The organism is Aeromicrobium jepli, from assembly GCF_047246605.1.
GTDB lineage: Bacteria > Actinomycetota > Actinomycetes > Propionibacteriales > Nocardioidaceae > Aeromicrobium.
Genome location: NZ_JBFOKO010000010.1, coordinates 60,407 through 79,369, shown reverse-complemented (window position 1 = coordinate 79,369; position 18,963 = coordinate 60,407). Strand labels below are relative to the sequence as shown.

Genomic DNA, 18,963 nt, shown 5'->3' with positions numbered 1-18,963 from the left:
CGCGTGAGCATCATCGAGCGCGAGCGGCTCTGGACGGGGCCGCAGGCCGCCGTCGTCGCCGGCGTCTTCTCGACCGCCTTCCTCTTCGCCTTCGAGGCGTACGCGATCGCGACGGCGCTGCCGCTCGTGGCCGACGACCTCGACGGGCTGCCCCTCGTCGGTGTCTCGTTCGCGATCATGCTGGCCGCGTCGGTCGTCACGATGACCGTGTCCGCCCCGTGGTGCGATCGCGAGGGCCCGACCGTCCCGCTGCTGACCGGCGTCGCCGGCTTCATCGCGGGGCTCGTCATCGCCGGCACGGCGCCCGCGATGGAGGTCTTCGTGCTGGGCCGCGCCGTCCAGGGCCTCGGCCAGGGACTGACGCTCGTGGCGCTCTACGTCCTCATCGGGCAGGCCTTCGACGAGCACGTCCGGCCGCGCGTCTTCGTCATCGTCACCTCCGCATGGGTGCTGCCCGCGCTGGTCGGCCCGCCGATCGCCGGGTGGATCGCCGAGACCGTCGGCTGGCGGTGGGCGGTCCTCGGCGCGATCGTCCCCGCGCTGCTCGCCGCCGCGCTGCTCTCGCCGGCGCTCGGCATGCCCGGCGCCCACGGGCACGTGCGGCTGAGCCCTCGGCGGCTCGGCCTCGCGACGGCCGCGGCCCTGTCCGTGCTGGCCGTCAGCGTCGGAGGCCAGCGCGGCTTCGCCGGCTGGTGGGCGCTCGTGGCCGCCGGCCTGCTCGCCGCCGTCCTGGCGGTGCCGCGACTGCTGCCCTCGGGCACCTGGACGGGCCGGCGCGGGCTGCCTGCGGTGATCGCCACGCGCGGTGTCGTGTCGCTGGCGTTCTTCGGCGTCGAGGCGTACCTCCCGCTCGCCCTGGTGGAGCACCGCGGCCTGACGCCGACGCAGGGCGGGATGGTCCTGACCGGGGGAGCGGTGCTGTGGTTCGGCGGGTCCTGGCTCGCGGCGAACGTCCCGGCGCTGGCGGACAAGCACCAGCGCGTCCGCCTCGGCGTCGCGCTCGTGGCCGTCGGCAGTGTCGCGGGCGGCCTCGTGCTGGTCGAGGCGGTGCCCCTGGCGGCGCTCGTCCTGCTGTGGCCGCTCGCGGGGCTGGGCATGGGGATGGCGACCTCCACGCTGTCGGTGCTGCTGCTGGAGACGGCGCCCGCCGGCGAGCACGGTGCCGCGAGCGCCGCGATGCAGACGAACGACGCCGTCGTGCAGGCGCTCGGCCTCGCCGTGGGCAGCGCCGTGTTCGCCGCGCTGCTCGCGCACTCGGGCGAGGCGGCGTTCGCCGTCGTGCTCGGGGCCTCGCCGGTCGTGGCCCTCGGCGCGCTCGTGCTGAGCGGCCGCCTGCGCGAGCGGTGAGCCGGGCGTGCGGGCGGGCGGGGGCGCCCGCACGTCTCGACCTCCGCGCCCCGGGTCCGGGGGCGGTCGGCGGCCGATAGGCTGACCCGGTGACCACGACCTCGCCCGAGGCTCCCCTCGGAGCCCGCCCGATCCGCATCGCGATGCTCGGCTGCGGTGTCGTCGGCACGGAGGTGGCCCGCTTCCTCGTGCGCGACGCCGAGGAGCTGGGCCGTCGCGTCGGCGCCCCCGTCGAGCTGGTCGGCATCGCCGTCCGCCGCCTCGAGCGCACGCGCGACCTCGACCTGCCGGCCGAGCTGTTCACCACCGACGCCCACGGGCTCGTGACGCGCGGCGACCTCGACGTCGTCATCGAGGTCATCGGCGGCATCGAGCCGGCCCGCGAGCTGATCCTCGCCGCCCTCGAGAACGGCGCGTCGGTCGTCACGGCCAACAAGGCGCTGCTCGCCGAGGACGGCGACACCCTCTACGAGGCGGCCGTGAAGGCCGAGCGCGACCTGTACTACGAGGCCGCCGTCGCCGGTGCCATCCCGATCGTGCGCCCGCTGCGCGAGTCCCTCGCCGGCGACCGCGTCGAGCGCGTGCTGGGCATCGTCAACGGCACCACCAACTTCATCCTCGACGCCATGACGTCGACCGGCGCCGGCTTCGACGAGGCGCTCGAGGAGGCCCAGCGCCTCGGGTTCGCCGAGGCCGATCCCACGGCCGACGTCGAGGGCTTCGACGCCGCCGCGAAGGCCGCGATCCTCGCCGGGCTGGCGTTCCACACCCGCGTCACGATCGGCGACGTGCACCGCGAGGGCATCACCGAGGTCACCGCCGCCGACGTCCGCTCGGCCGGCGAGATGGGCGGCGTCGTCAAGCTGCTCGCGATCTGCGAGATCAACGAGGACGGCACGGCCGTCTCGGCCCGCGTGCACCCGGCGATGATCCCGAGCACGCACCCGCTCGCCAGCGTGCGCGGCGCCTACAACGCCGTGTTCGTCGAGAGCGAGGCCGCGGGCCAGCTCATGTTCTACGGCCCCGGCGCCGGCGGCGCCCCCACGGCCAGCGCGGTCCTGGGCGACGTCGTCACGGTCGCGCGCCACCGGGTCGAGGGCGTCTTCGGCCCCGGCGAGACCGCCCACGCGCAGGTCGAGGTCCTCGACATCGGCCGCGCCCGCACCCGCTACCACGTCTCGATCGACGTCGACGACCGTCCGGGCGTGCTCGCCGCGGTCGCGCAGGCGTTCGCGGTCCACGACGTCTCGATCAAGACGGTCCGCCAGGAGGGCCGCGGCGACGACGCCCAGCTGGTCGTCGTCACCCACGAAGCAGACGATGCGGCCCTGGCCGCCACCGTCGGACAGATCCGCGAGCTCGAGATGGTGCGCGGGGTGTCGTCGGTCATGCGAGTCGAAGGAGTGTCGTGATGGCCAGCCCGTGGCGTGGAGTCATCGAGGAGTACCGGGACCGGATCCCGCTGGACGCCGGCGCGACGGTCGTGTCGCTCGGCGAGGGCGGCACGCCGCTCATCCACTCGCCGTGGCTGTCCGGCGTCGTCCGCGGTGACGTCTTCGTCAAGGTCGAGGGCGACAACCCCACGGGCTCCTTCAAGGACCGCGGCATGACGACCGCCATCACGGCCGCGCTGGCCGACGGAGCGAAGGCCGTCGTGTGCGCCTCCACCGGCAACACCTCGGCGTCGATGACGGCGTACGCGGCGCGCGCGGGCCTGACCCCCATCGTGCTCGTCCCGCAGGGCAAGATCGCCGCGGGCAAGATGGCCCAGGCCGTCATGCACGGCGGCGACATCATCCAGGTCCGCGGCAACTTCGACGACTGCCTCAACATGTCGCGCGGCCTCGCCAAGGAGTACCCGGTCGCGCTGGTCAACTCGGTCAACCCGATGCGCCTCGAGGGCCAGAAGACCGCCGCCTTCGAGATCGTCGACGTTCTGGGCAAGGCGCCCGACATCCACGTGCTCCCCGTCGGCAACGCGGGCAACATCAGCGCGTACTGGAAGGGCTTCGTGGAGTACCACGAGTCCGGCGACGCCTCCTCGCGCCCGCAGATGTGGGGCTTCCAGGCCGCCGGCGCCGCGCCCATCGTGCGTGGGCAGGTCGTCACCGAGCCCGAGACCGTCGCCACCGCGATCCGCATCGGCAACCCGGCCTCGTGGACCCTCGCGGAGGACGCCCGCGACCAGAGCGGCGGCCGCATCGACGCCGTCACCGACGAGCAGATCCTGCAGGCGCAGCGCGAGCTGGGCCGTCACGAGGGCATCTTCGTCGAGCCGGCCTCCGCCGCCGGCGTCGCCGGCCTGCTGGCCGCCGCGGCGAAGGGCGAGGTGCCCGAGGGCCTCACGATCACGATCACCGTCACGGGCCACGGCCTCAAGGACATCGACACGCCGCTGGCCGAGATCGGCTCGGTCGTCGACACCGTCGTCGACGCGGACGTGCACGCCGCGGCCGAGGCGGCCGGGCTCTGATGCCGTTCGTCGACGGGCCGGTCACCGTCCGGGTGCCCGCCACGAGCGCCAACCTGGGCCCGGGCTTCGACTCCCTGGGACTCGCGCTCACGTGGTTCGACGAGGTCACGGCCGAGGCCACCGGTGCCGGCCTGACGTTCGACATCGAGGGCGAGGGCGCCGACGAGGTGCCCCGCGACGAGTCGCACCTGCTGTACCGCGCGATGGACGCGGCGTTCGACCTGCTCTCGGAGAAGCCGGACGGACTGCACCTGACGTGCCGCAACACGATCCCGCACGGCCGCGGCCTCGGGTCCTCGGCGGCCGCGATCGCGGCAGGCGTGCTGCTGGCGCGCGCGCTCGTCGTCGGGGGAGAGGACCGCGTCGACGACACGACGCTCTTCGGCCTGGCCACCGACCTCGAGGGCCACCCCGACAACGTCGCCCCCGCCCTGCGCGGCGGCTTCACGATCTCGTGGATCGAGGGCGCGGCGCCCGAGGTCCTGCGCCTCGACGTCGACGTGCCGATCACGGTGTTCGTGCCGCCGGCGCCCGTCTCCACCGAGCTCGCGCGCGGGCTGCTGCCCGAGACGGTGCCGCACGGCGACGCCGCGTTCTCGGCCGGCCGCGCCGCGCTGCTGGTCGCCGCGCTGACGTCGGCGCCCGAGCGGCTCATCTCGGCCACCGAGGACCGGCTGCACCAGACCTATCGCGCCGAGGCCATGCCCGACTCCTACAAGCTCGTGCGCCAGCTGCGCGTCGAGGGCGTCCCGGCGGTCATCTCCGGCGCGGGCCCGACGGTGCTCGCGTTCGCCCAGGGACTCGAGGACTGGACCCCGGAAGGATGGGAGCGCAGGGAGCTGGGCGTGTCGCCGCACGGCGCACACGTGGTGTCCTGACCCCGTGTTAGAGTGGGAAATGTCGGAGTTCGAGTTCCTCTCCCCGACACCATGCCACTTCTGAGCCCGTCGGATACGGGCGCTCCTGTACGCGACGTCAGTCCTCCTGACTGAGCGCCGAGACAGGACCGTGGCCTCCCGATAAGGACAACGTGTGACGGAATCAACCACGGTCGATCCCACTCCCGCGGACGGTGCCGAGAAGGCTCCCGCGAAGGCCCCCCGCAAGACCGGGGGTGCGCTCGGCGGCAAGGTGATCGCCGAGCTCCAGGAGATCGCCGCCGGCCTCGGCATCGAAGGTGCCGCCAAGATGCGCAAGGGCCAGCTGATCGACGCCATCAAGGCCGCCCGCGGTGACGCCAAGCCGGCCGAGGCGCCGCGCGCCAGCCAGGACACCCTCCCCGACGTGGCGCCCGAGCCGAAGGCCACGCGCCGCGGCCGTGCCCCCAAGGCCGCGAAGGCCGAGCCGGTCGCCGAGACGCAGGAGAAGCCGGCCGAGCAGCCGCAGGCCGAGCGCGCCGACCAGGGCGAGCGGCCGGAGAAGGCCCCCAAGGCCGACCAGCAGGACACGCCGGACACGGCGGACGCCACGTCCGGCCGGTCCGAGAAGCAGGACAAGCCCGAGAAGGCCGAGAAGTCGGACGAGCAGGGCGACAAGCGCGAGGGCCGCCAGGGCGGCGAGCGCAACCGCGACCGCAACCGCGGCGAGGGCCAGGACCGCAACCGCGGCGAGGGCGACCGCAACCGCCAGGGCGGCGAGCAGGGCGACCGCAACCGCCAGGGCGGCGAGCAGGGCGACCGCGGCCAGGGCAACCGGAACCGCAACGAGCGGAACGACCGCAACGACCGCAACGACCGCAACCAGGACGACGAGGGCGGCCGTCGCCGCAACCGTCGCGGTCGCAACCGGGGCGGCAGCCGCACCCTCGACGACAACCCGACCTACACCGAGGACGACGTGCTCGTCCCCGCCGCGGGCATCCTCGACATCCACGACAACTACGCGTTCGTGCGCACCACGGGCTACCTGCCCAGCGAGAACGACGTCTACGTCTCGATGTCGCTCGTGCGCAAGCTCGGCCTGCGCCGCGGTGACGCGATCACCGGCCAGGTGCGCCAGCCCCGCGAGGGCGAGCGCAAGGAGAAGTTCAACCCGATGGTCAAGGTCGACTCGGTCAACGGGATGGACGCCGACGAGGCCAAGCGCCGCGTCGACTTCTCCAAGCTCACGCCGCTCTACCCCTCCGAGCGCCTGCGCCTCGAGAGCCAGGCCGGTGGCCTGACCGGTCGGGTCATCGACCTCGTGTCGCCGATCGGCAAGGGCCAGCGTGGCCTGATCGTCTCGCCGCCCAAGGCGGGCAAGACGATGGTCATGCAGCAGGTCGCCAACGCGATCACCGAGAACAACCCCGAGTGCCACCTGATGATCGTCCTCGTCGACGAGCGTCCCGAGGAGGTCACCGACTTCCAGCGCACCGTCAAGGGCGAGGTCATCGCCTCGACGTTCGACCGTCCCGCCGCCGACCACACGACGGTCGCCGAGCTGGCCATCGAGCGCGCGAAGCGCCTCGTCGAGCTCGGTCACGACGTGGTCGTGCTGCTCGACGGCATCACCCGCCTGGGCCGCGCCTACAACCTGGCCGCGCCCGCGTCGGGCCGCATCATGTCCGGTGGCGTCGACTCCTCGGCGCTGTACCCGCCGAAGAAGTTCTTCGGTGCGGCGCGCAACATCGAGGACGGCGGCTCGCTGACCATCCTGGCGACCGCGCTCATCGAGACCGGCTCGCGCATGGACGAGGTGATCTTCGAGGAGTTCAAGGGCACCGGCAACTGGGAGCTGCGCCTGCGCCGCGAGTTCGCCGACAAGCGCATCTTCCCGGCGATCGACGTCGAGGCCTCCAGCACGCGCCGTGAGGAGCTGCTCATGGCCCGCGACGAGCTCGCCATCGTGTGGAAGCTGCGCCGCCTGCTCTCGGGCCTCGAGGGCCAGCAGGGCCTCGAGCTCATCCTGGGCAAGCTCAAGAAGACGCAGAACAACGTCGAGTTCCTCATGGAGCTCAACAAGACGATGCCCGGCGCCACCAACGACGGCAACTGATCGTCCCGGCTCACGCCGCAGCACGAAGGCCCGGTCCCCGTGAGGGGCCGGGCCTTCGTCGCTAGGCTCGCCGCATGACCACCGCTTGGGACTTCAGCGCCACCACCATCGACGGGATCGAGCAGCAGCTCGCCGACTACCGCGGCAAGGTCGCGCTGGTCGTCAACACGGCCTCGCAGTGCGGCTTCACGCCGCAGTACGGCCCGTTGCAGGACCTGTACGACCAGTACGCCTCGCGCGGTTTCGTCGTGCTGGGCTTCCCGTGCGACCAGTTCGGCCACCAGGAGCCGGGCACCGAGGACGAGATCTCCACGTTCTGCGAGTCGCAGTTCGGCGTCAGGTTCCCGATGTTCGCCAAGGTCGACGTCAACGGCAAGGACGCCCACCCGCTCTACCAGTGGCTCAAGTCCGAGAAGTCGGGCGTGCTGGGCGGCGCCATCAAGTGGAACTTCACCAAGTTCCTGGTCGACCCCGAGGGCAACGTGGTCAAGCGCTACGGCTCCACGACGAAGCCGCAGGACATCGCGAAGGACATCGAGGCGCTGCTGCCGGCCTGACCGGCGGGCGTCAGGCCTCGGGGTTCTTGCGCCGGCGGCCGGGGTTGCGGCGCTCCTCCGGCAGGATGATCGTGCGGCGCTCGATGGGGCGCAGCTGCTCGTCCTTCTCCTTCCACGCGTCGTCGGCCCGCTCGCGGCGTGCGCTCGTGGCGGTCAGGATCGACACGATCATGAGGACGAGCCACGTCAGCCCGGCGACGAGCGCGACGGCGACGAGCACCGTGATCGCGCGGCTCGTGCCGTACTCGGTGGCGATGTACATGCTCGCGGCTCCGACCACGACGAGCAGCACCAGCGAGATGGCGATGGTCTTGAGGCGGCCGGAGTTCATGGTCGTCATAGTAAGCCCCGCCGGCACCGTGCCGACCAGCGGGAACAGATCGGACCCGATTTGGGTTATGCCAGTGCCGAATGGCAGAATCGATCCCTGGTTCCGGTTCACGGGACGCGCCCGCGTCCTGACCCGGCGGCCGCACGAGAGGACATCATGAAGAAGGACATCCACCCCACCTACGTGGAGACCCAGGTCACCTGCACCTGTGGCAACTCGTTCACGACCCGCAGCACCGCCGCCGACGGCGTCGTGCGCGCCGACGTGTGCTCGGCGTGCCACCCGTTCTACACGGGCAAGCAGAAGATCCTCGACACCGGCGGCCGCGTGGCCCGGTTCGAGAAGCGCTACGGCAAGAAGTAAGGCTTCTCCGGCGCCGGCTTCTCCGTCACGGAGAGGTCGGCGCCGTTGTCGTGTCCGGAGACAGTCGAGGCAGGTGAGGTCATGTTCGAAGCCGTGGAGACCCTGATCGAGGAGCACGGCCGCCTCGAGCAGCGCATGGCCGATCCCGCCGTGCACGCCGATCCGAGGCTCGCGCGCGACCTCGGCCGGCGGTACGCACAGCTGACGGCGATCGTGCGCACGTACCGCGAGTGGCGCGAGGCCGCCGAGGACCTCGTCGCGGCGCAGGAGTTGCACATGGAGGACGAGGCCGCTGAGCTCGAGCGCCGCGTCCCCGAGCTGGCCGCCCGCCTCGAGCGCATGCTTGTGCCGCGCGACCCAGCCGACGACAAGGACGTCATCCTCGAGATCAAGGGCGGCGAGGGCGGCGAGGAGTCCGCTCTGTTCGCCGGCGACCTGCTGCGCATGTACTCGCGCTTCGCCGAGCAGCACGGCTGGAAGGTCGAGATCCTCGACGCCACCGACACGGCGCTGGGCGGCTACAAGTCCGTGACCGCCGCCGTGAAGGCCAAGGGCACGCCCGAGCCGGGGGAGGCCCCGTACGCGATGCTCAAGTTCGAGGGCGGCGTGCACCGCGTCCAGCGGGTCCCGGTGACCGAGTCGCAGGGCCGCATCCACACGTCCGCGGCCGGCGTGCTCGTCCTGCCCGAGGCCGAGGACGTCGACGTCCAGATCAACGACAACGACCTGCGCATCGACGTCTTCCGCTCGTCCGGTCCCGGCGGCCAGAGCGTCAACACGACCGACTCGGCCGTGCGGATCACCCACCTGCCCACCGGCATCGTGGTGAGCTGCCAGAACGAGAAGTCGCAGCTGCAGAACAAGGAGCAGGCGCTGCGGATCCTGCGCTCGCGCCTGCTCGACGCGGCGCAGGCCGAGGCCGACGCGCAGGCCTCCGACGCCCGCCGCTCGCAGGTGCGCACGGTGGACCGCTCCGAGCGCGTCCGCACCTACAACTTCCCCGAGAACCGGATCTCGGACCACCGCACGGGCTTCAAGGCCTACAACCTCGACCAGGTCATGGACGGGGCGCTCGACGACGTCATCGGCTCGCTCGTCGAGGCGGACCTCGCCGAGCGGCTCGCGGCGCTGGAGGAGGGCGCGTGAGCACGCGCCGGCTGCTCGAGGAGTCCGCGGCCACGCTGGAGGACGCCGGCGTCGCCTCGCCGCGCCACGACGCCGAGGTGCTGCTGAGCCACGTCACGGGCATGCCTCGCGCGCTGCTCACGCTGACCGCGCGCGTGGACGATGCGCAGCGCCGCACGTACCTCGAGATGATCGCCGCCCGGGCCCGCCGAGTGCCGCTGCAGCACATCACGGGCTCGGCCGCGTTCCGCCACGTCGACCTCGAGGTCGGCCCGGGCGTCTTCGTCCCGAGGCCCGAGACCGAGCTGCTCGCGGGCTGGGCGATCGACTCGGCGCGCGAGGTCCTGGCACAGGGTCGCCAGCCCGTGGTGGTCGAGCTGTGCGCCGGCTCCGGCGCGATCTCGCTCTCGGTCGTGCACGAGGTGCCCGAGGCCCGCGTGCACGCGGTCGAGCTCGACGAGTCCGCCTACGGCTGGGCAGTGCGCAACCTCGACGGCACGGGGGTGGACCTGCGCCGCGGCGACATGGCCGACGCGTTCACCGACCTCGACGGCGAGGTGGACGTCGTGGTCGTCAACCCGCCGTACATCCCGCTCGACGCCTGGGAGTCCGTCGCGCCCGAGGCGCGCGACCACGACCCCGACCTGGCGCTGTGGTCCGGCGACGACGGCCTGGACGCGATGCGGGTCGTCGAGCAGGTCGCGTGGCGCCTGCTCCGGCCGGGCGGCGTGGTGGGCGCCGAGCACGCCGACGCCCAGGGCGAGTCCGCCCCGGCCGTCTTCACGCCCCGCTGGGCCGAGGTCCGCGACCACCGCGACCTCGCCGACCGCCCCCGCTACGTCACCGCCCGCCGTCCCTGACCCGACGTTCGCCCTCCTGAAGCGCGAGTGGCGCAAATTCGCCCGCCACTCGACGAGTGGCGGGCATCTTTGCGCCACTCGCGACCCCGGTGTGCGCCACTGGAGGGTCAGGACCGCCGCGACCTCGGTGGTGACGACCGGACGAATCGCGCCATCCGCCGTTCCAAGGCACGCATCCCGTCCGCCGTCAGGCTCGACGCCGAGACGGCAGCGCGGGCGTCCGCCGCGTTGAACGCACCAGGACGACCCAGCGCCTCGGAGGCCATCCGCACGATCTCCTCGGGCTGCCGGCAGATCTCGACGAACGTCCAGCCCGCGCGCTGGATGCCCCACCCGTGCAGTGAACGCTCGCGCCGCAGGTCTCTGCGGTGGGTCCGCGGGTCGCGGTGGTCGGCTCCGTCGAACTCGGGCGCGTAGGACGTCCCGCGCACGCGAAGGTCGAGCCGCAGGACGAGGGTTCCGTCACGGTCACGCAGCTCGACCTGGCTGTCGACGTCGATGCCGCTGAGGGTGTGCACCAGGCGCAGCGCGGACTCACCGGCCGATTCGCTGCGTCCGTCGCTGTACAGCAGCGCCCGGCGAAGCGTCCGGACACCGCGGCGACCCGGAACCAGGGCCTCGCGCAGGTGCGGCAGCGTCGTGTCCCCGGCGGCCAGGGCGGAGTCGATGACCGTGACGAGGTCCAGCAGGCTCAGCGTCTCGGCGAGCTCGACGACCGTCCACTCCGCCGACGCGATCGTGACCCCGTCCAGCGAGGTCCGGTGGCGAGGCGGGATGGCGCACCGGCGGACGTAGACGCCACGGCGGTCGAGGTGCGGAGCATTACCGTCGGTGCAGACGATGACGGGGACGTCGAGGCCGCGTGGGAGTGCCCAGCCGCGCAGCGCCGCCGCGGTCACGTGGGTGGCGACGGCGTCGCGCGGCATGACGCGCAGCGCGGCGAGCGTGCGGGTGCGCAGGTCCGTCGCGCTGGCCGCCGTCGCGACGCCGTTGACGGGATGGGCGAAGGACCGGCTCCGCAGCTGCTTGACGGTCAGTCCGTGCTCGGCGGCGGCTCGGTGCAGGATGGGCTCCATCGCGCCAGCCTCGAGGCTCGACGGGCCGGCGTCGACTGCTGATCCACAGGTGTCGCCGAGTGGCGCTAACGGGGGTCGCGAGTGGCGCGGAAACGCCCGCCACTCGACGAGTGGCGGGCACTTTTGCGCCACTCGCGTGAACAGGGGCGCGGCAGGTCAGGCGACGCGGGCGCGGCCGGAGTCGGCGATGCGGAACAGGCCCCAGGCGATGCCGACGAGGCCGACGGCCTGGACGGTGAGCGCGAGCGGGTTGGTCGGCAGGGTCTCGTCGAACAGCAGGGCGCCCAGCAGGATCGACAGCAGCACCGACGTCACGTTCAGGACGGGCATCGAGTGCGAGAGGCGGGACAGCTGGTAGGCGCGCTGGTTGAGCGACATCGCCAACAGCGCACAGCCCAGCAGCACCCACGGCGACCACGTGGCCAGGAACCCGACGATGCCGTGGTCGGAGATCGCCGTGCCGACGACCTTCATGAGGCAGGCCGTGATGCCGAAGAGCATGCCCGCGGTCATGCCGAGGACGAACGCCGCGACACCGCGCCGGGGCAGCTGGTTCCCGAAGCGGGTGACGACGAGCGCGATGACGACGCCGGTGCCGGCGACCGTGAGCATCCATGCGGTGGGCGCGTCACGCCCGTCGTGGCTCCGGTCCGCCACGGACACGACGGCGATGAGCGACGCGATCGTGACGACGACCCCGATGATCTCGCGCGCCTCGGGCAGGCGGCGGTCCAGCACGGAGCGCACCACGACGGCGAGCACGACGCCCAGCAGGATGATCGGCTGCACGAGCGACAGCGTTCCGAGGTTCAGCGCGACGGCGTGCAGCAGCCAGGCGACGAGCCCGATCGAGCTTCCCGCCAGCCAGCGCGGACTGCGCAGCAGCTGCAGCAGGACCAGCAGCGGATGCGTCACCGTCAGCTGCACGCGCCCGGCGGCCAGGTGCTGGAACGAGGTCGAGAAGGCGAAGCCCAGCGCCGAGCAGAGCGCGAGGGTGGCCGCGAGGGCGGGGGAGGGGGTCATGGCCGGCGAGCCGCCGGGCCCGCGACCACCGCTTCAGGAGAGCACATCAGCACGATCGTATCCGCGGGGCACCAAGCGACCGCACGCATGGGTGAGGTCGGCGCCCCCTAATCTTGGGCGTATGAGGTTCGACTGCTCCACGGATCTGGACGCCGCCGTCGACGCCGCCAGCGCGGCGCTCCGGGACGGGGCTCTCGTGGTGCTGCCGACGGACACGGTCTACGGCGTGGGCGCCGACGCGTTCGACCCGGCCGCGGTGGCGCGCCTGCTCGAGGCGAAGGGCCGCGGCCGCGACATGCCGCCGCCGGTGCTCATCGCCGACCCCGCCACGCTGGATGCCCTCGTCGCCGAGCGCCCGCCGTCGTGGCTGCAGTCGATGCTCGACGAGCTGTGGCCCGGACCCCTCACCGTGGTGCTGCGCGCGCAGCCTTCGCTGACCTGGGACCTGGGCGAGACCCACGGCACGGTCGCCGTCCGCGTGCCCGACGACGAGCGCGCCCGCGCGGTCCTGCGCCAGGCCGGCCCCACGGCCGTCAGCAGCGCCAACCTCAGCGGCCGACCCGCCGCCACGAGCGTCGACGAGGCCGAGGCGATGCTGGGGGAGTCCGTCGCGGTCTACCTCGACGGTGGTCCCTCGGCCGGCTCCACACCCTCCACGATCCTCGACGTCACCGGTCCCGTGCCGCGCGTGCTGCGCCAGGGTGCCGTCGACCTGGCCACGCTGCATCGGTTCAACAACACGATCGAGCCGGCCGGGGGCGGAGCCGGTGCGTGAGTACCTCGTCATCTTCGGCGTCGCGATCGGCGTGGCCTACCTGCTGTCGTCGATCGCTCGCCAGACCGCCCAGCAGCTCGGCGCCGTCGCCAAGGTGCGCGACCGCGACGTCCACGCGATCCCGACGCCGTACTTCGGCGGGCCGGCGATGCTCGGCGGGCTCCTCGCGGCGTACCTGACCGCGACCCACCTGCCGTTCCTGTCGATGGGCGACGAGTCCCTCTACGCCGACGTGCGCGCCGTCCTCGTCGGCGGGATGGTCATCTGCCTCGTCGGCATCATCGACGACCTGTTCGAGCTCGACGCGCTCAGCAAGTTCGCCGGACAGGTGCTCGCCGGCGTCATCACGGTGGCGATGGGCCTGCACTTCGTCTACCTGCCGTTGCCGAACACGTACCTCGGCCTGGACCAGGCGCAGGCGATGATCCTGACGGTCTTCCTCATCGTCGCCACCGCCAACGCGATGAACTTCGTCGACGGCCTCGACGGCCTCGCCGCGGGCATGGCGGCCATCGGCTCGATCGCGTTCTTCGTCTACGCCTTCACGCTGGCCGTCGAGAACGGCGAGACCCGCGCCGTCGCCACCGCGATCCTCACGATCAGCCTCGCCGGCGCGTGCCTGGGCATCCTGCCGCACAACTTCTTCCCGGCCCGCATGTTCATCGGCGACTCCGGCTCGATGCTGCTGGGCTTCGTCCTGGCGTGCTCGTCGATCAGCCTCACCGGCCAGTTCCCGGCCACGAGCCTGTCCGAGGGCATCGGCGGGGCCGAGTCCAGCCTGCTGCCCGCGGCGATCCTGCCCCTCGTGCTGCCGATCGCGATCCTCACCGTGCCGTTCCTGGACATGGGGCTGGCCGTGCTGCGCCGCACGCGCGCCGGCCGCTCGCCGTTCAGCCCGGACAAGATGCACCTGCACCACCGGCTGCTCGAGATCGGCCACTCGCACCGTCGCGCGGTCCTGCTGATGTACGCCGGAGCCGCGCTCGTCGCGTTCGGCGTCGTCGCGATCGGCCTGTTCAGCGGCTGGCAGCTGTTCGTCGCGATCGCGCTGCTGACCGCGCTCGTGGCCGCCGCGATCTTCCTGCTGCCCCGTCTCGAGAAGAAGGTCTGGTCATGAGTCGTCGTCGTCTCGCCCCGTGGGGCGCTCTCGCGGCGATCGCCGTCTGTGCCGTGGTCGCGGCGCTCGTCGCCGGGGGACCGGGCCTGCTGGGCGCGCTCATCGGCGGCGGCGTCGTGATGCTGTTCTTCGGCGCGACGCCCACGGTGCTCGGCCCCGTCGCCAAGGCGACGCCCACGCTGTCGCTGCTGTTCGCGATGATCTTCTTCGTCACCAAGGTCGTGGCGCTGCTGGCGCTGTTTCTCGTCCTGCAGCGCTCGGCGGGGGAGTCCGGGCCGATCGACCCCGAGTCGGTGTCGGTCACCGTCATCGCCACGACGCTCGCCTGGCTGTTCCTGCGCGTGCTCGACGCGACCCGTGAGCGCACCCCCGTCTACGACCTCCCCGAGCGTCACGACGAGGGCGATTCGGCCCGTTCCTGACGCGAAAAACGGCCCCGACCCGCGTGCGCGAGGCCGTTCGCCCGGGCCGAGTGAAAAGTTTCACGACCTGCCTGCAGAGGATGCAAGCGGGCCTGATAGATTCAAGGGGCGATGAACGACACACCCCCACCGCAGGATCCGTGGGTCGCCTTCGGGCGAGTGACTGCGGGTGTGATCTTCTACGGTGGGGCGGGCTTCCTGCTCGATCGCTGGTGGGACACGTCGTTCATGGTCGCCATCGGAGTCGTGGTCGGTGCCGCACTGGGCATCTACACCGTCTTCATGGCGCAGCGCGAGAGCTGACCAGCGAACTGCCGACCGACGTCGGGCCGACAGGGCCCAGCGCCACAGAAGGGTGAACGATTGTCCACCGTGACGACCGCCGTGCTGAACGCCGCCTCGGGCTCCGGGGAGGGCTTCGCCGCCCCCGGACCCGCCAGCTTCGAACTGCCGCCGGTCTTCTCGATCGGTGGGCTCGACGTCACCAAGCCGATGCTGCTGCTGATCCTGTCGGTGCCGCTCATCGTGGGCTTCTTCTGGGCCGCCTCGAAGAACAAGGCCGTCGTTCCCGGCCGCCTGCAGTTCGCCGGCGAGTACGTCTACGGCTTCGTCCGCAACGGCGTCGCGCGTGACTCGATCGGCTCGCACGACTACCTCCGGTTCGTGCCGCTGCTGTTCGCGCTGTTCACGTTCGTCCTGGTGAACAACTACTTCAGCCTCATCCCGTTCCTGCAGTTCCCCTCGTTCTCGCGCTTCGGCTTCGTCGTGCCGATCGCCCTGCTCGTGTGGGTCATCTACAACGGCGTCGGCATCGCCAAGCACGGCTTCGGCGGCTACCTCAAGGCCGTGACCGTCCCCGGCGGCATCAAGGGCCCGATCCTGCTGCTGATCATCCCGCTGGAGTTCCTCTCCACGATCCTCGTCCGCCCCGCGACGCTGGCACTGCGTCTCTTCGCCAACATGTTCGCCGGCCACCTGCTGCTGATCCTGTTCGCGACCGGTGCGGCCTACCTCATCCTCGACTCGGGCAACCCGTGGTACGCGCCGGTCGGCGTGCTGTCCTTCATCATGGGCATCCTCGTGAGCTTCCTCGAGCTGCTGGTCCTGTTCCTGCAGGCCTACGTCTTCACCCTGCTGACCGCGATGTACATCGGTGGGGCACTCGCCGACGAGCACTGATGCGTCGGACCACAACTGCATAGCCCTCAGTTTTCGCACACCGACGGCGCGTCCCGCGTCGCCAACGAAAGGAAAAACCGTGGACCTCTCCGGCTCCATGAACATGATCGGCTACGGCCTGGCCGCCATCGGCCCGGGCATCGGCATCGGTCTGATCTTCGCCGCCTACATCAACGGCGTGGCGCGTCAGCCCGAGGCTCAGAGCCGCCTCCAGTCGATCGCGATCCTCGGCTTCGCCCTTGCCGAGGCCCTGGCCATCATCGGCATCGCGCTCGCCTTCGTCCTCTGACCACGTCAGGAACTGACTGATGTACTCCACGATTCTCGCCTCGGCTGCCGAGGGCGAGGAGCACAACCCGCTGGTGCCGATCCTCTCCGAGGTCGTGCTGTCGCTGGTTGTCTTCGCGATCCTCTACTGGCTGGTGCGCAAGTTCATCGTTCCGAACTTCGAGAAGGCCTACGCCGAGCGGACGGCTGCCATCGAGGGCGGCATCGAGGAAGCGCAGTCGGCCCAGAAGGAGGCCCAGGCCGCGCTCGAGCAGTACACGGCGCAGCTGGCCGAGGCTCGTCACGAGGCTGCGGCCATCCGCGAGGAGGCCCGCGAGCAGGGTGCGCAGATCGTCGTCGAGATGCGCGAGCAGGCTCAGGCCGAGTCCGCCCGCATCATCTCCGCGGCGCAGGCGCAGATCGCCGCTGAGCGTCAGCAGGCGATCGCCCAGCTCAAGACCGAGGTCGGCGGCATGGCCACGGATCTGGCCAGCCGGATCGTGGGCGAGTCCCTCGCCGACACCGACGCCCAGCGACGGAGCGTCCAGCGCTTCATCGACGAGCTCGAGGGGTCGGCCAACTGATGCGTGGATCGTCTGCCAAGTCACTCGACGCGACCCTGGACGCGGTCTCCGCTGTTCCGGGTCCGTCGGCGGCCGAGGTCGGTGCCGAGCTGTTCGGCGTCGTCGAGGCCCTCGACACCGCTGTCGCGGCACGGCGCCTGCTCACCGACCCGTCGATCGAGGCCGGTGGCAAGCGCTCGCTCGTCGCCGGCATCTTCGGCGGGAAGGTCAGCGCGGCCACGACGTCGGTCATCGACGCCGCGGTCAGCGGCCGCTGGGCGGCCGGTCGTGACCTGACGGACGGTCTGGAGATCGCCGGTGTGGCCGCGTTCACGCGGTCCGCCGACGCCGCCGGCCAGGGCGACGTGCTCGAGAACGAGCTCTTCGAGGCCGGCCGGGTCATCCACGAGTCGGCCGAGCTGCGCCAGGTCGTCGCGGACCGCACGGTCCCGGCGGCGGCGAAGGCCACGCTGATCAGGGACGTCTTCGGCGGCAAGGTCTCCGAGGCCACGCTGGCGCTGCTCACGCAGGCGTCGGTGGCGCGGACCGGCTCGTTCGAGAAGGTCCTCGACGCGTTCAGCCGTCAGGTCGCGTCGCGCGAGGACCGCCTCATCGCGGTCGCCCGGGTCGCCTACGAGCTCGACGAGACCGAGCGCGAGCGCCTCACCTCGGCGCTCTCGGCGCGCTACGGCCGGTCGATCCAGCTCAACACCGTGGTCGATCCGTCCGTCATCGGCGGCATCGCCGTCTCCGTGGGCGACGAGGTCGTCGACGCCACCATGTCCACCCGCCTCGAGGCCGCCCGCCGGCGCATCGCAGGCTGACCAGAACGCATCGTTCGCACAAGAAGGCAGGCACACAGCATGACTGAACTCTCGATTCGTCCGGAGGAGATCCGCGACGCGTTGCAGAAGTTCGTGTCGGACTACACCCCGACGCAGGGCGAGACCGAAGAGGTCGGCGTGGTTGCGTCGGCGGCTGACGGCATCGCGCAGGTCGAGGGTCTTCCCTCGGCCATGGCCAACGAACTGCTCGAGTTCGAGGACGGCACCCTCGGCCTGGCGCTGAACCTCGACGTCCGCCAGATCGGTGTCGTCGTCCTCGGTGACTTCGAGGGCATCGAGGAGGGCCAGAAGGTCAAGCGCACGGGCGAGGTCCTCTCGGTCCCCGTGGGCGAGGGCTACCTCGGTCGCGTCATCGACCCGCTGGGCAACCCGATCGACGGCCTGGGCGAGATCACGGGCATCGAGGGCCGTCGCGCCCTCGAGCTGCAGGCGCCCACCGTCATGCAGCGCAAGAGCGTCCACGAGCCCCTCATGACCGGCCTCAAGGCGATCGACTCGCTGACCCCGATCGGCCGCGGCCAGCGCCAGCTGATCATCGGCGACCGCCAGACCGGCAAGACGGCCATCGCGATCGACACGATCATCAACCAGAAGCCGTTCTGGGAGTCGGGCGATCCGTCCAAGCAGGTCCGCTGCATCTACGTCGGCATCGGCCAGAAGGGCTCGACCATCGCCTCCGTGCGCGGTGCGCTCGAGGCCGCCGGCGCCCTGGAGTACACGACGATCGTCGCGGCTCCCGCGTCGGACTCGGCGGGCTTCAAGTACCTGGCGCCGTACACCGGCTCGGCCATCGGCCAGCACTGGATGTACGCCGGTAAGCACGTCCTGATCATCTTCGACGACCTGTCGAAGCAGGCCGAGGCCTACCGCGCCGTGTCGCTGCTGCTGCGCCGCCCGCCGGGCCGCGAGGCGTACCCCGGCGACGTGTTCTACCTGCACTCGCGGCTGCTCGAGCGCTGCGCCAAGCTCAGCGACGACCTCGGCGCCGGCTCGATGACGGGCCTGCCGATCATCGAGACGAAGGCCAACGACGTGTCGGCCTACATCCCGACCAACGTCATCTCGATCACCGACGGCCAGATCTTCCTGCAGTCGGACCTGTTCAACGCCAACCAGCGCCCCGCCGTCGACGTCGGCATCTCGGTGTCGCGCGTCGGTGGTGCCGCCATGACCAAGGCGATGAAGGCCGTCACCGGCTCGCTGAAGGTCGAGCTGGCCCAGTACCGCGCCATGGAGGCGTTCGCGATGTTCGCGTCCGACCTCGATGCCGCGTCCAAGGCCCAGCTCGCGCGTGGCCAGCGCCTCATGGAGCTGTTCAAGCAGACGCAGTACAACCCGTTCCCGATGGAGCAGCAGGTCGTCTCGATCTGGGCCGCCACCTCGGGCAAGCTCGACGCGGTCCCCGTCTCCGACGTGCACCGCTTCGAGAGCGAGTTCCTGGACTACGTCAAGCGCTCGCACGCCGGTGTCCTGGACGCGATCCGCGAGAGCGGCAAGTTCGAGGACTCCAGCGCGCAGGCTCTCGAGGGTGCGTACGACTCCTTCCTCGACCAGTTCGAGACCAGCGATGGCGAGTCCATCAAGGCCGGACACGAGGAGTTCGACGCGCTCGCTGACGACGAGGTCGAGCAGGAGCAGATCGTCAAGCAGAAGCGAGGCTGACG

General features: G+C 71.4%; 21 protein-coding genes. 18 read left to right on the top strand and 3 right to left on the bottom strand.

What is annotated here, in order from left to right; all coding sequences use genetic code 11:
- Positions 1-3 precede the first annotated feature (3 nt).
- From AB3M81_RS16305 to AB3M81_RS16280, 6 genes are all read left to right on the top strand, one after another.
- On the top strand, positions 4-1,347 hold the full coding sequence (locus AB3M81_RS16305) for an MFS transporter (protein ID WP_412904980.1): 1,344 nt from the start codon (positions 4-6) through the stop codon (positions 1,345-1,347).
- A gap of 89 nt (positions 1,348-1,436) precedes the next feature.
- Positions 1,437-2,759 (top strand): homoserine dehydrogenase, encoded by a 1,323-nt coding sequence (locus tag AB3M81_RS16300; protein ID WP_412904979.1) that lies wholly within the window; start codon positions 1,437-1,439, stop codon positions 2,757-2,759.
- Positions 2,759-3,820, top strand: coding sequence for a threonine synthase (thrC, locus tag AB3M81_RS16295; protein WP_412904978.1), 1,062 nt, complete (start codon positions 2,759-2,761; stop codon positions 3,818-3,820). The genes AB3M81_RS16300 and thrC overlap by 1 nt, the downstream gene beginning before the upstream one ends.
- Complete coding sequence (gene thrB / locus AB3M81_RS16290; RefSeq protein ID WP_412904977.1) at positions 3,820-4,698, top strand: homoserine kinase; 879 nt, start codon at positions 3,820-3,822, stop codon at positions 4,696-4,698. The genes thrC and thrB overlap by 1 nt, the downstream gene beginning before the upstream one ends.
- Positions 4,699-4,852: 154 nt before the next feature.
- On the top strand, positions 4,853-6,796 hold the full coding sequence (rho, locus tag AB3M81_RS16285; protein ID WP_412904976.1) for a transcription termination factor Rho: 1,944 nt from the start codon (positions 4,853-4,855) through the stop codon (positions 6,794-6,796).
- A gap of 74 nt (positions 6,797-6,870) precedes the next feature.
- The gene (locus AB3M81_RS16280) at positions 6,871-7,353 is read left to right on the top strand and encodes a glutathione peroxidase (protein ID WP_412904975.1); all 483 of its coding nucleotides are present in this window, start codon (positions 6,871-6,873) and stop codon (positions 7,351-7,353) included.
- 10 nt (positions 7,354-7,363) lie between these two features.
- Here AB3M81_RS16280 and AB3M81_RS16275 read toward each other — a convergent pair whose 3' ends face one another.
- Entirely contained in the window at positions 7,364-7,684 is a 321-nt protein-coding gene (locus tag AB3M81_RS16275) for a hypothetical protein (protein ID WP_412904974.1), read from the bottom strand.
- A gap of 156 nt (positions 7,685-7,840) precedes the next feature.
- Here AB3M81_RS16275 and rpmE point away from each other — a divergent pair, with 156 nt between their 5' ends.
- The 3 genes from rpmE (at position 7,841) to prmC (ending at position 10,032) form a co-directional block, all read left to right on the top strand.
- Positions 7,841-8,047, top strand: a complete 207-nt coding sequence (gene rpmE / locus AB3M81_RS16270; protein WP_412904973.1) for a 50S ribosomal protein L31 — start codon at positions 7,841-7,843, stop codon at positions 8,045-8,047.
- An 81-nt stretch (positions 8,048-8,128) separates the two neighbouring features.
- Positions 8,129-9,193, top strand: coding sequence for a peptide chain release factor 1 (gene prfA, locus AB3M81_RS16265; protein ID WP_412904972.1), 1,065 nt, complete (start codon positions 8,129-8,131; stop codon positions 9,191-9,193).
- Positions 9,190-10,032: a peptide chain release factor N(5)-glutamine methyltransferase gene (gene prmC, locus AB3M81_RS16260; RefSeq protein WP_412904971.1), complete on the top strand. Its 843-nt coding sequence runs from the start codon at positions 9,190-9,192 to the stop codon at positions 10,030-10,032. The genes prfA and prmC overlap by 4 nt, the downstream gene beginning before the upstream one ends.
- 107 nt (positions 10,033-10,139) lie before the next feature.
- Here the strand turns inward: prmC and AB3M81_RS16255 are convergent, their stop codons facing one another.
- Both AB3M81_RS16255 and AB3M81_RS16250 read right to left on the bottom strand, forming a co-directional pair.
- Complete coding sequence (locus AB3M81_RS16255; protein ID WP_412904970.1) at positions 10,140-11,108, bottom strand: hypothetical protein; 969 nt, start codon at positions 11,106-11,108, stop codon at positions 10,140-10,142.
- Between the two features lie 156 nt (positions 11,109-11,264).
- Positions 11,265-12,131 carry a DMT family transporter gene (locus AB3M81_RS16250; protein ID WP_412904969.1) on the bottom strand — a complete coding sequence of 289 codons (867 nt, stop codon included), beginning with the start codon at positions 12,129-12,131 and terminating at the stop codon, positions 11,265-11,267.
- A gap of 121 nt (positions 12,132-12,252) precedes the next feature.
- Here AB3M81_RS16250 and AB3M81_RS16245 point away from each other — a divergent pair, with 121 nt between their 5' ends.
- The 9 genes from AB3M81_RS16245 (at position 12,253) to atpA (ending at position 18,961) form a co-directional block, all read left to right on the top strand.
- Positions 12,253-12,906: an L-threonylcarbamoyladenylate synthase gene (locus AB3M81_RS16245; protein WP_412904968.1), complete on the top strand. Its 654-nt coding sequence runs from the start codon at positions 12,253-12,255 to the stop codon at positions 12,904-12,906.
- Positions 12,899-14,023 carry an MraY family glycosyltransferase gene (locus AB3M81_RS16240; RefSeq protein ID WP_412904967.1) on the top strand — a complete coding sequence of 375 codons (1,125 nt, stop codon included), beginning with the start codon at positions 12,899-12,901 and terminating at the stop codon, positions 14,021-14,023. The genes AB3M81_RS16245 and AB3M81_RS16240 overlap by 8 nt, the downstream gene beginning before the upstream one ends.
- Positions 14,020-14,445: a Cg1360 family ATP-synthase-associated protein gene (locus AB3M81_RS16235; protein WP_412904966.1), complete on the top strand. Its 426-nt coding sequence runs from the start codon at positions 14,020-14,022 to the stop codon at positions 14,443-14,445. Before AB3M81_RS16240 ends, AB3M81_RS16235 begins: the two co-directional genes overlap by 4 nt.
- A 171-nt stretch (positions 14,446-14,616) precedes the next feature.
- Positions 14,617-14,748: a hypothetical protein gene (locus tag AB3M81_RS16230; RefSeq protein WP_412904965.1), complete on the top strand. Its 132-nt coding sequence runs from the start codon at positions 14,617-14,619 to the stop codon at positions 14,746-14,748.
- Between the two features lie 69 nt (positions 14,749-14,817).
- On the top strand, positions 14,818-15,624 hold the full coding sequence (gene atpB, locus AB3M81_RS16225) for a F0F1 ATP synthase subunit A (RefSeq protein ID WP_412905018.1): 807 nt from the start codon (positions 14,818-14,820) through the stop codon (positions 15,622-15,624).
- Positions 15,625-15,721: 97 nt separating this feature from the next.
- A complete protein-coding gene (gene atpE / locus AB3M81_RS16220) occupies positions 15,722-15,913 on the top strand; it encodes an ATP synthase F0 subunit C (protein ID WP_412905017.1) in 192 nt (63 codons plus the stop codon).
- A 19-nt stretch (positions 15,914-15,932) separates the two neighbouring features.
- The gene (locus AB3M81_RS16215) at positions 15,933-16,475 is read left to right on the top strand and encodes a F0F1 ATP synthase subunit B (RefSeq protein WP_412904964.1); all 543 of its coding nucleotides are present in this window, start codon (positions 15,933-15,935) and stop codon (positions 16,473-16,475) included.
- Complete coding sequence (locus tag AB3M81_RS16210; protein WP_412904963.1) at positions 16,475-17,278, top strand: F0F1 ATP synthase subunit delta; 804 nt, start codon at positions 16,475-16,477, stop codon at positions 17,276-17,278. Before AB3M81_RS16215 ends, AB3M81_RS16210 begins: the two co-directional genes overlap by 1 nt.
- 39 nt (positions 17,279-17,317) lie before the next feature.
- Positions 17,318-18,961, top strand: coding sequence for a F0F1 ATP synthase subunit alpha (atpA, locus tag AB3M81_RS16205; RefSeq protein ID WP_412904962.1), 1,644 nt, complete (start codon positions 17,318-17,320; stop codon positions 18,959-18,961).
- The last annotated feature ends 2 nt before the right edge of the window (positions 18,962-18,963 follow it).

Excerpts from the sequence above, each read along its gene's own strand:
- thrC (WP_412904978.1), top strand. The coding sequence starts at position 2,759 with ATGGCCAGCCCGTGGCGTGGAGTCATCGAGGAGTACCGGGACCGGATC.
- thrB (WP_412904977.1), top strand. The coding sequence starts at position 3,820 with ATGCCGTTCGTCGACGGGCCGGTCACCGTCCGGGTGCCCGCCACGAGC.
- AB3M81_RS16280 (WP_412904975.1), top strand. The coding sequence starts at position 6,871 with ATGACCACCGCTTGGGACTTCAGCGCCACCACCATCGACGGGATCGAG.
- AB3M81_RS16275 (WP_412904974.1), bottom strand. The coding sequence starts at position 7,684 with ATGAACTCCGGCCGCCTCAAGACCATCGCCATCTCGCTGGTGCTGCTC.
- rpmE (WP_412904973.1), top strand. The coding sequence starts at position 7,841 with ATGAAGAAGGACATCCACCCCACCTACGTGGAGACCCAGGTCACCTGC.
- prfA (WP_412904972.1), top strand. The coding sequence starts at position 8,129 with ATGTTCGAAGCCGTGGAGACCCTGATCGAGGAGCACGGCCGCCTCGAG.
- AB3M81_RS16255 (WP_412904970.1), bottom strand. The coding sequence starts at position 11,108 with ATGGAGCCCATCCTGCACCGAGCCGCCGCCGAGCACGGACTGACCGTC.
- AB3M81_RS16250 (WP_412904969.1), bottom strand. The coding sequence starts at position 12,131 with ATGACCCCCTCCCCCGCCCTCGCGGCCACCCTCGCGCTCTGCTCGGCG.
- AB3M81_RS16245 (WP_412904968.1), top strand. The coding sequence starts at position 12,253 with ATGAGGTTCGACTGCTCCACGGATCTGGACGCCGCCGTCGACGCCGCC.
- AB3M81_RS16235 (WP_412904966.1), top strand. The coding sequence starts at position 14,020 with ATGAGTCGTCGTCGTCTCGCCCCGTGGGGCGCTCTCGCGGCGATCGCC.
- atpE (WP_412905017.1), top strand. The coding sequence starts at position 15,722 with ATGAACATGATCGGCTACGGCCTGGCCGCCATCGGCCCGGGCATCGGC.
- AB3M81_RS16215 (WP_412904964.1), top strand. The coding sequence starts at position 15,933 with ATGTACTCCACGATTCTCGCCTCGGCTGCCGAGGGCGAGGAGCACAAC.
- AB3M81_RS16210 (WP_412904963.1), top strand. The coding sequence starts at position 16,475 with ATGCGTGGATCGTCTGCCAAGTCACTCGACGCGACCCTGGACGCGGTC.
- atpA (WP_412904962.1), top strand. The coding sequence starts at position 17,318 with ATGACTGAACTCTCGATTCGTCCGGAGGAGATCCGCGACGCGTTGCAG.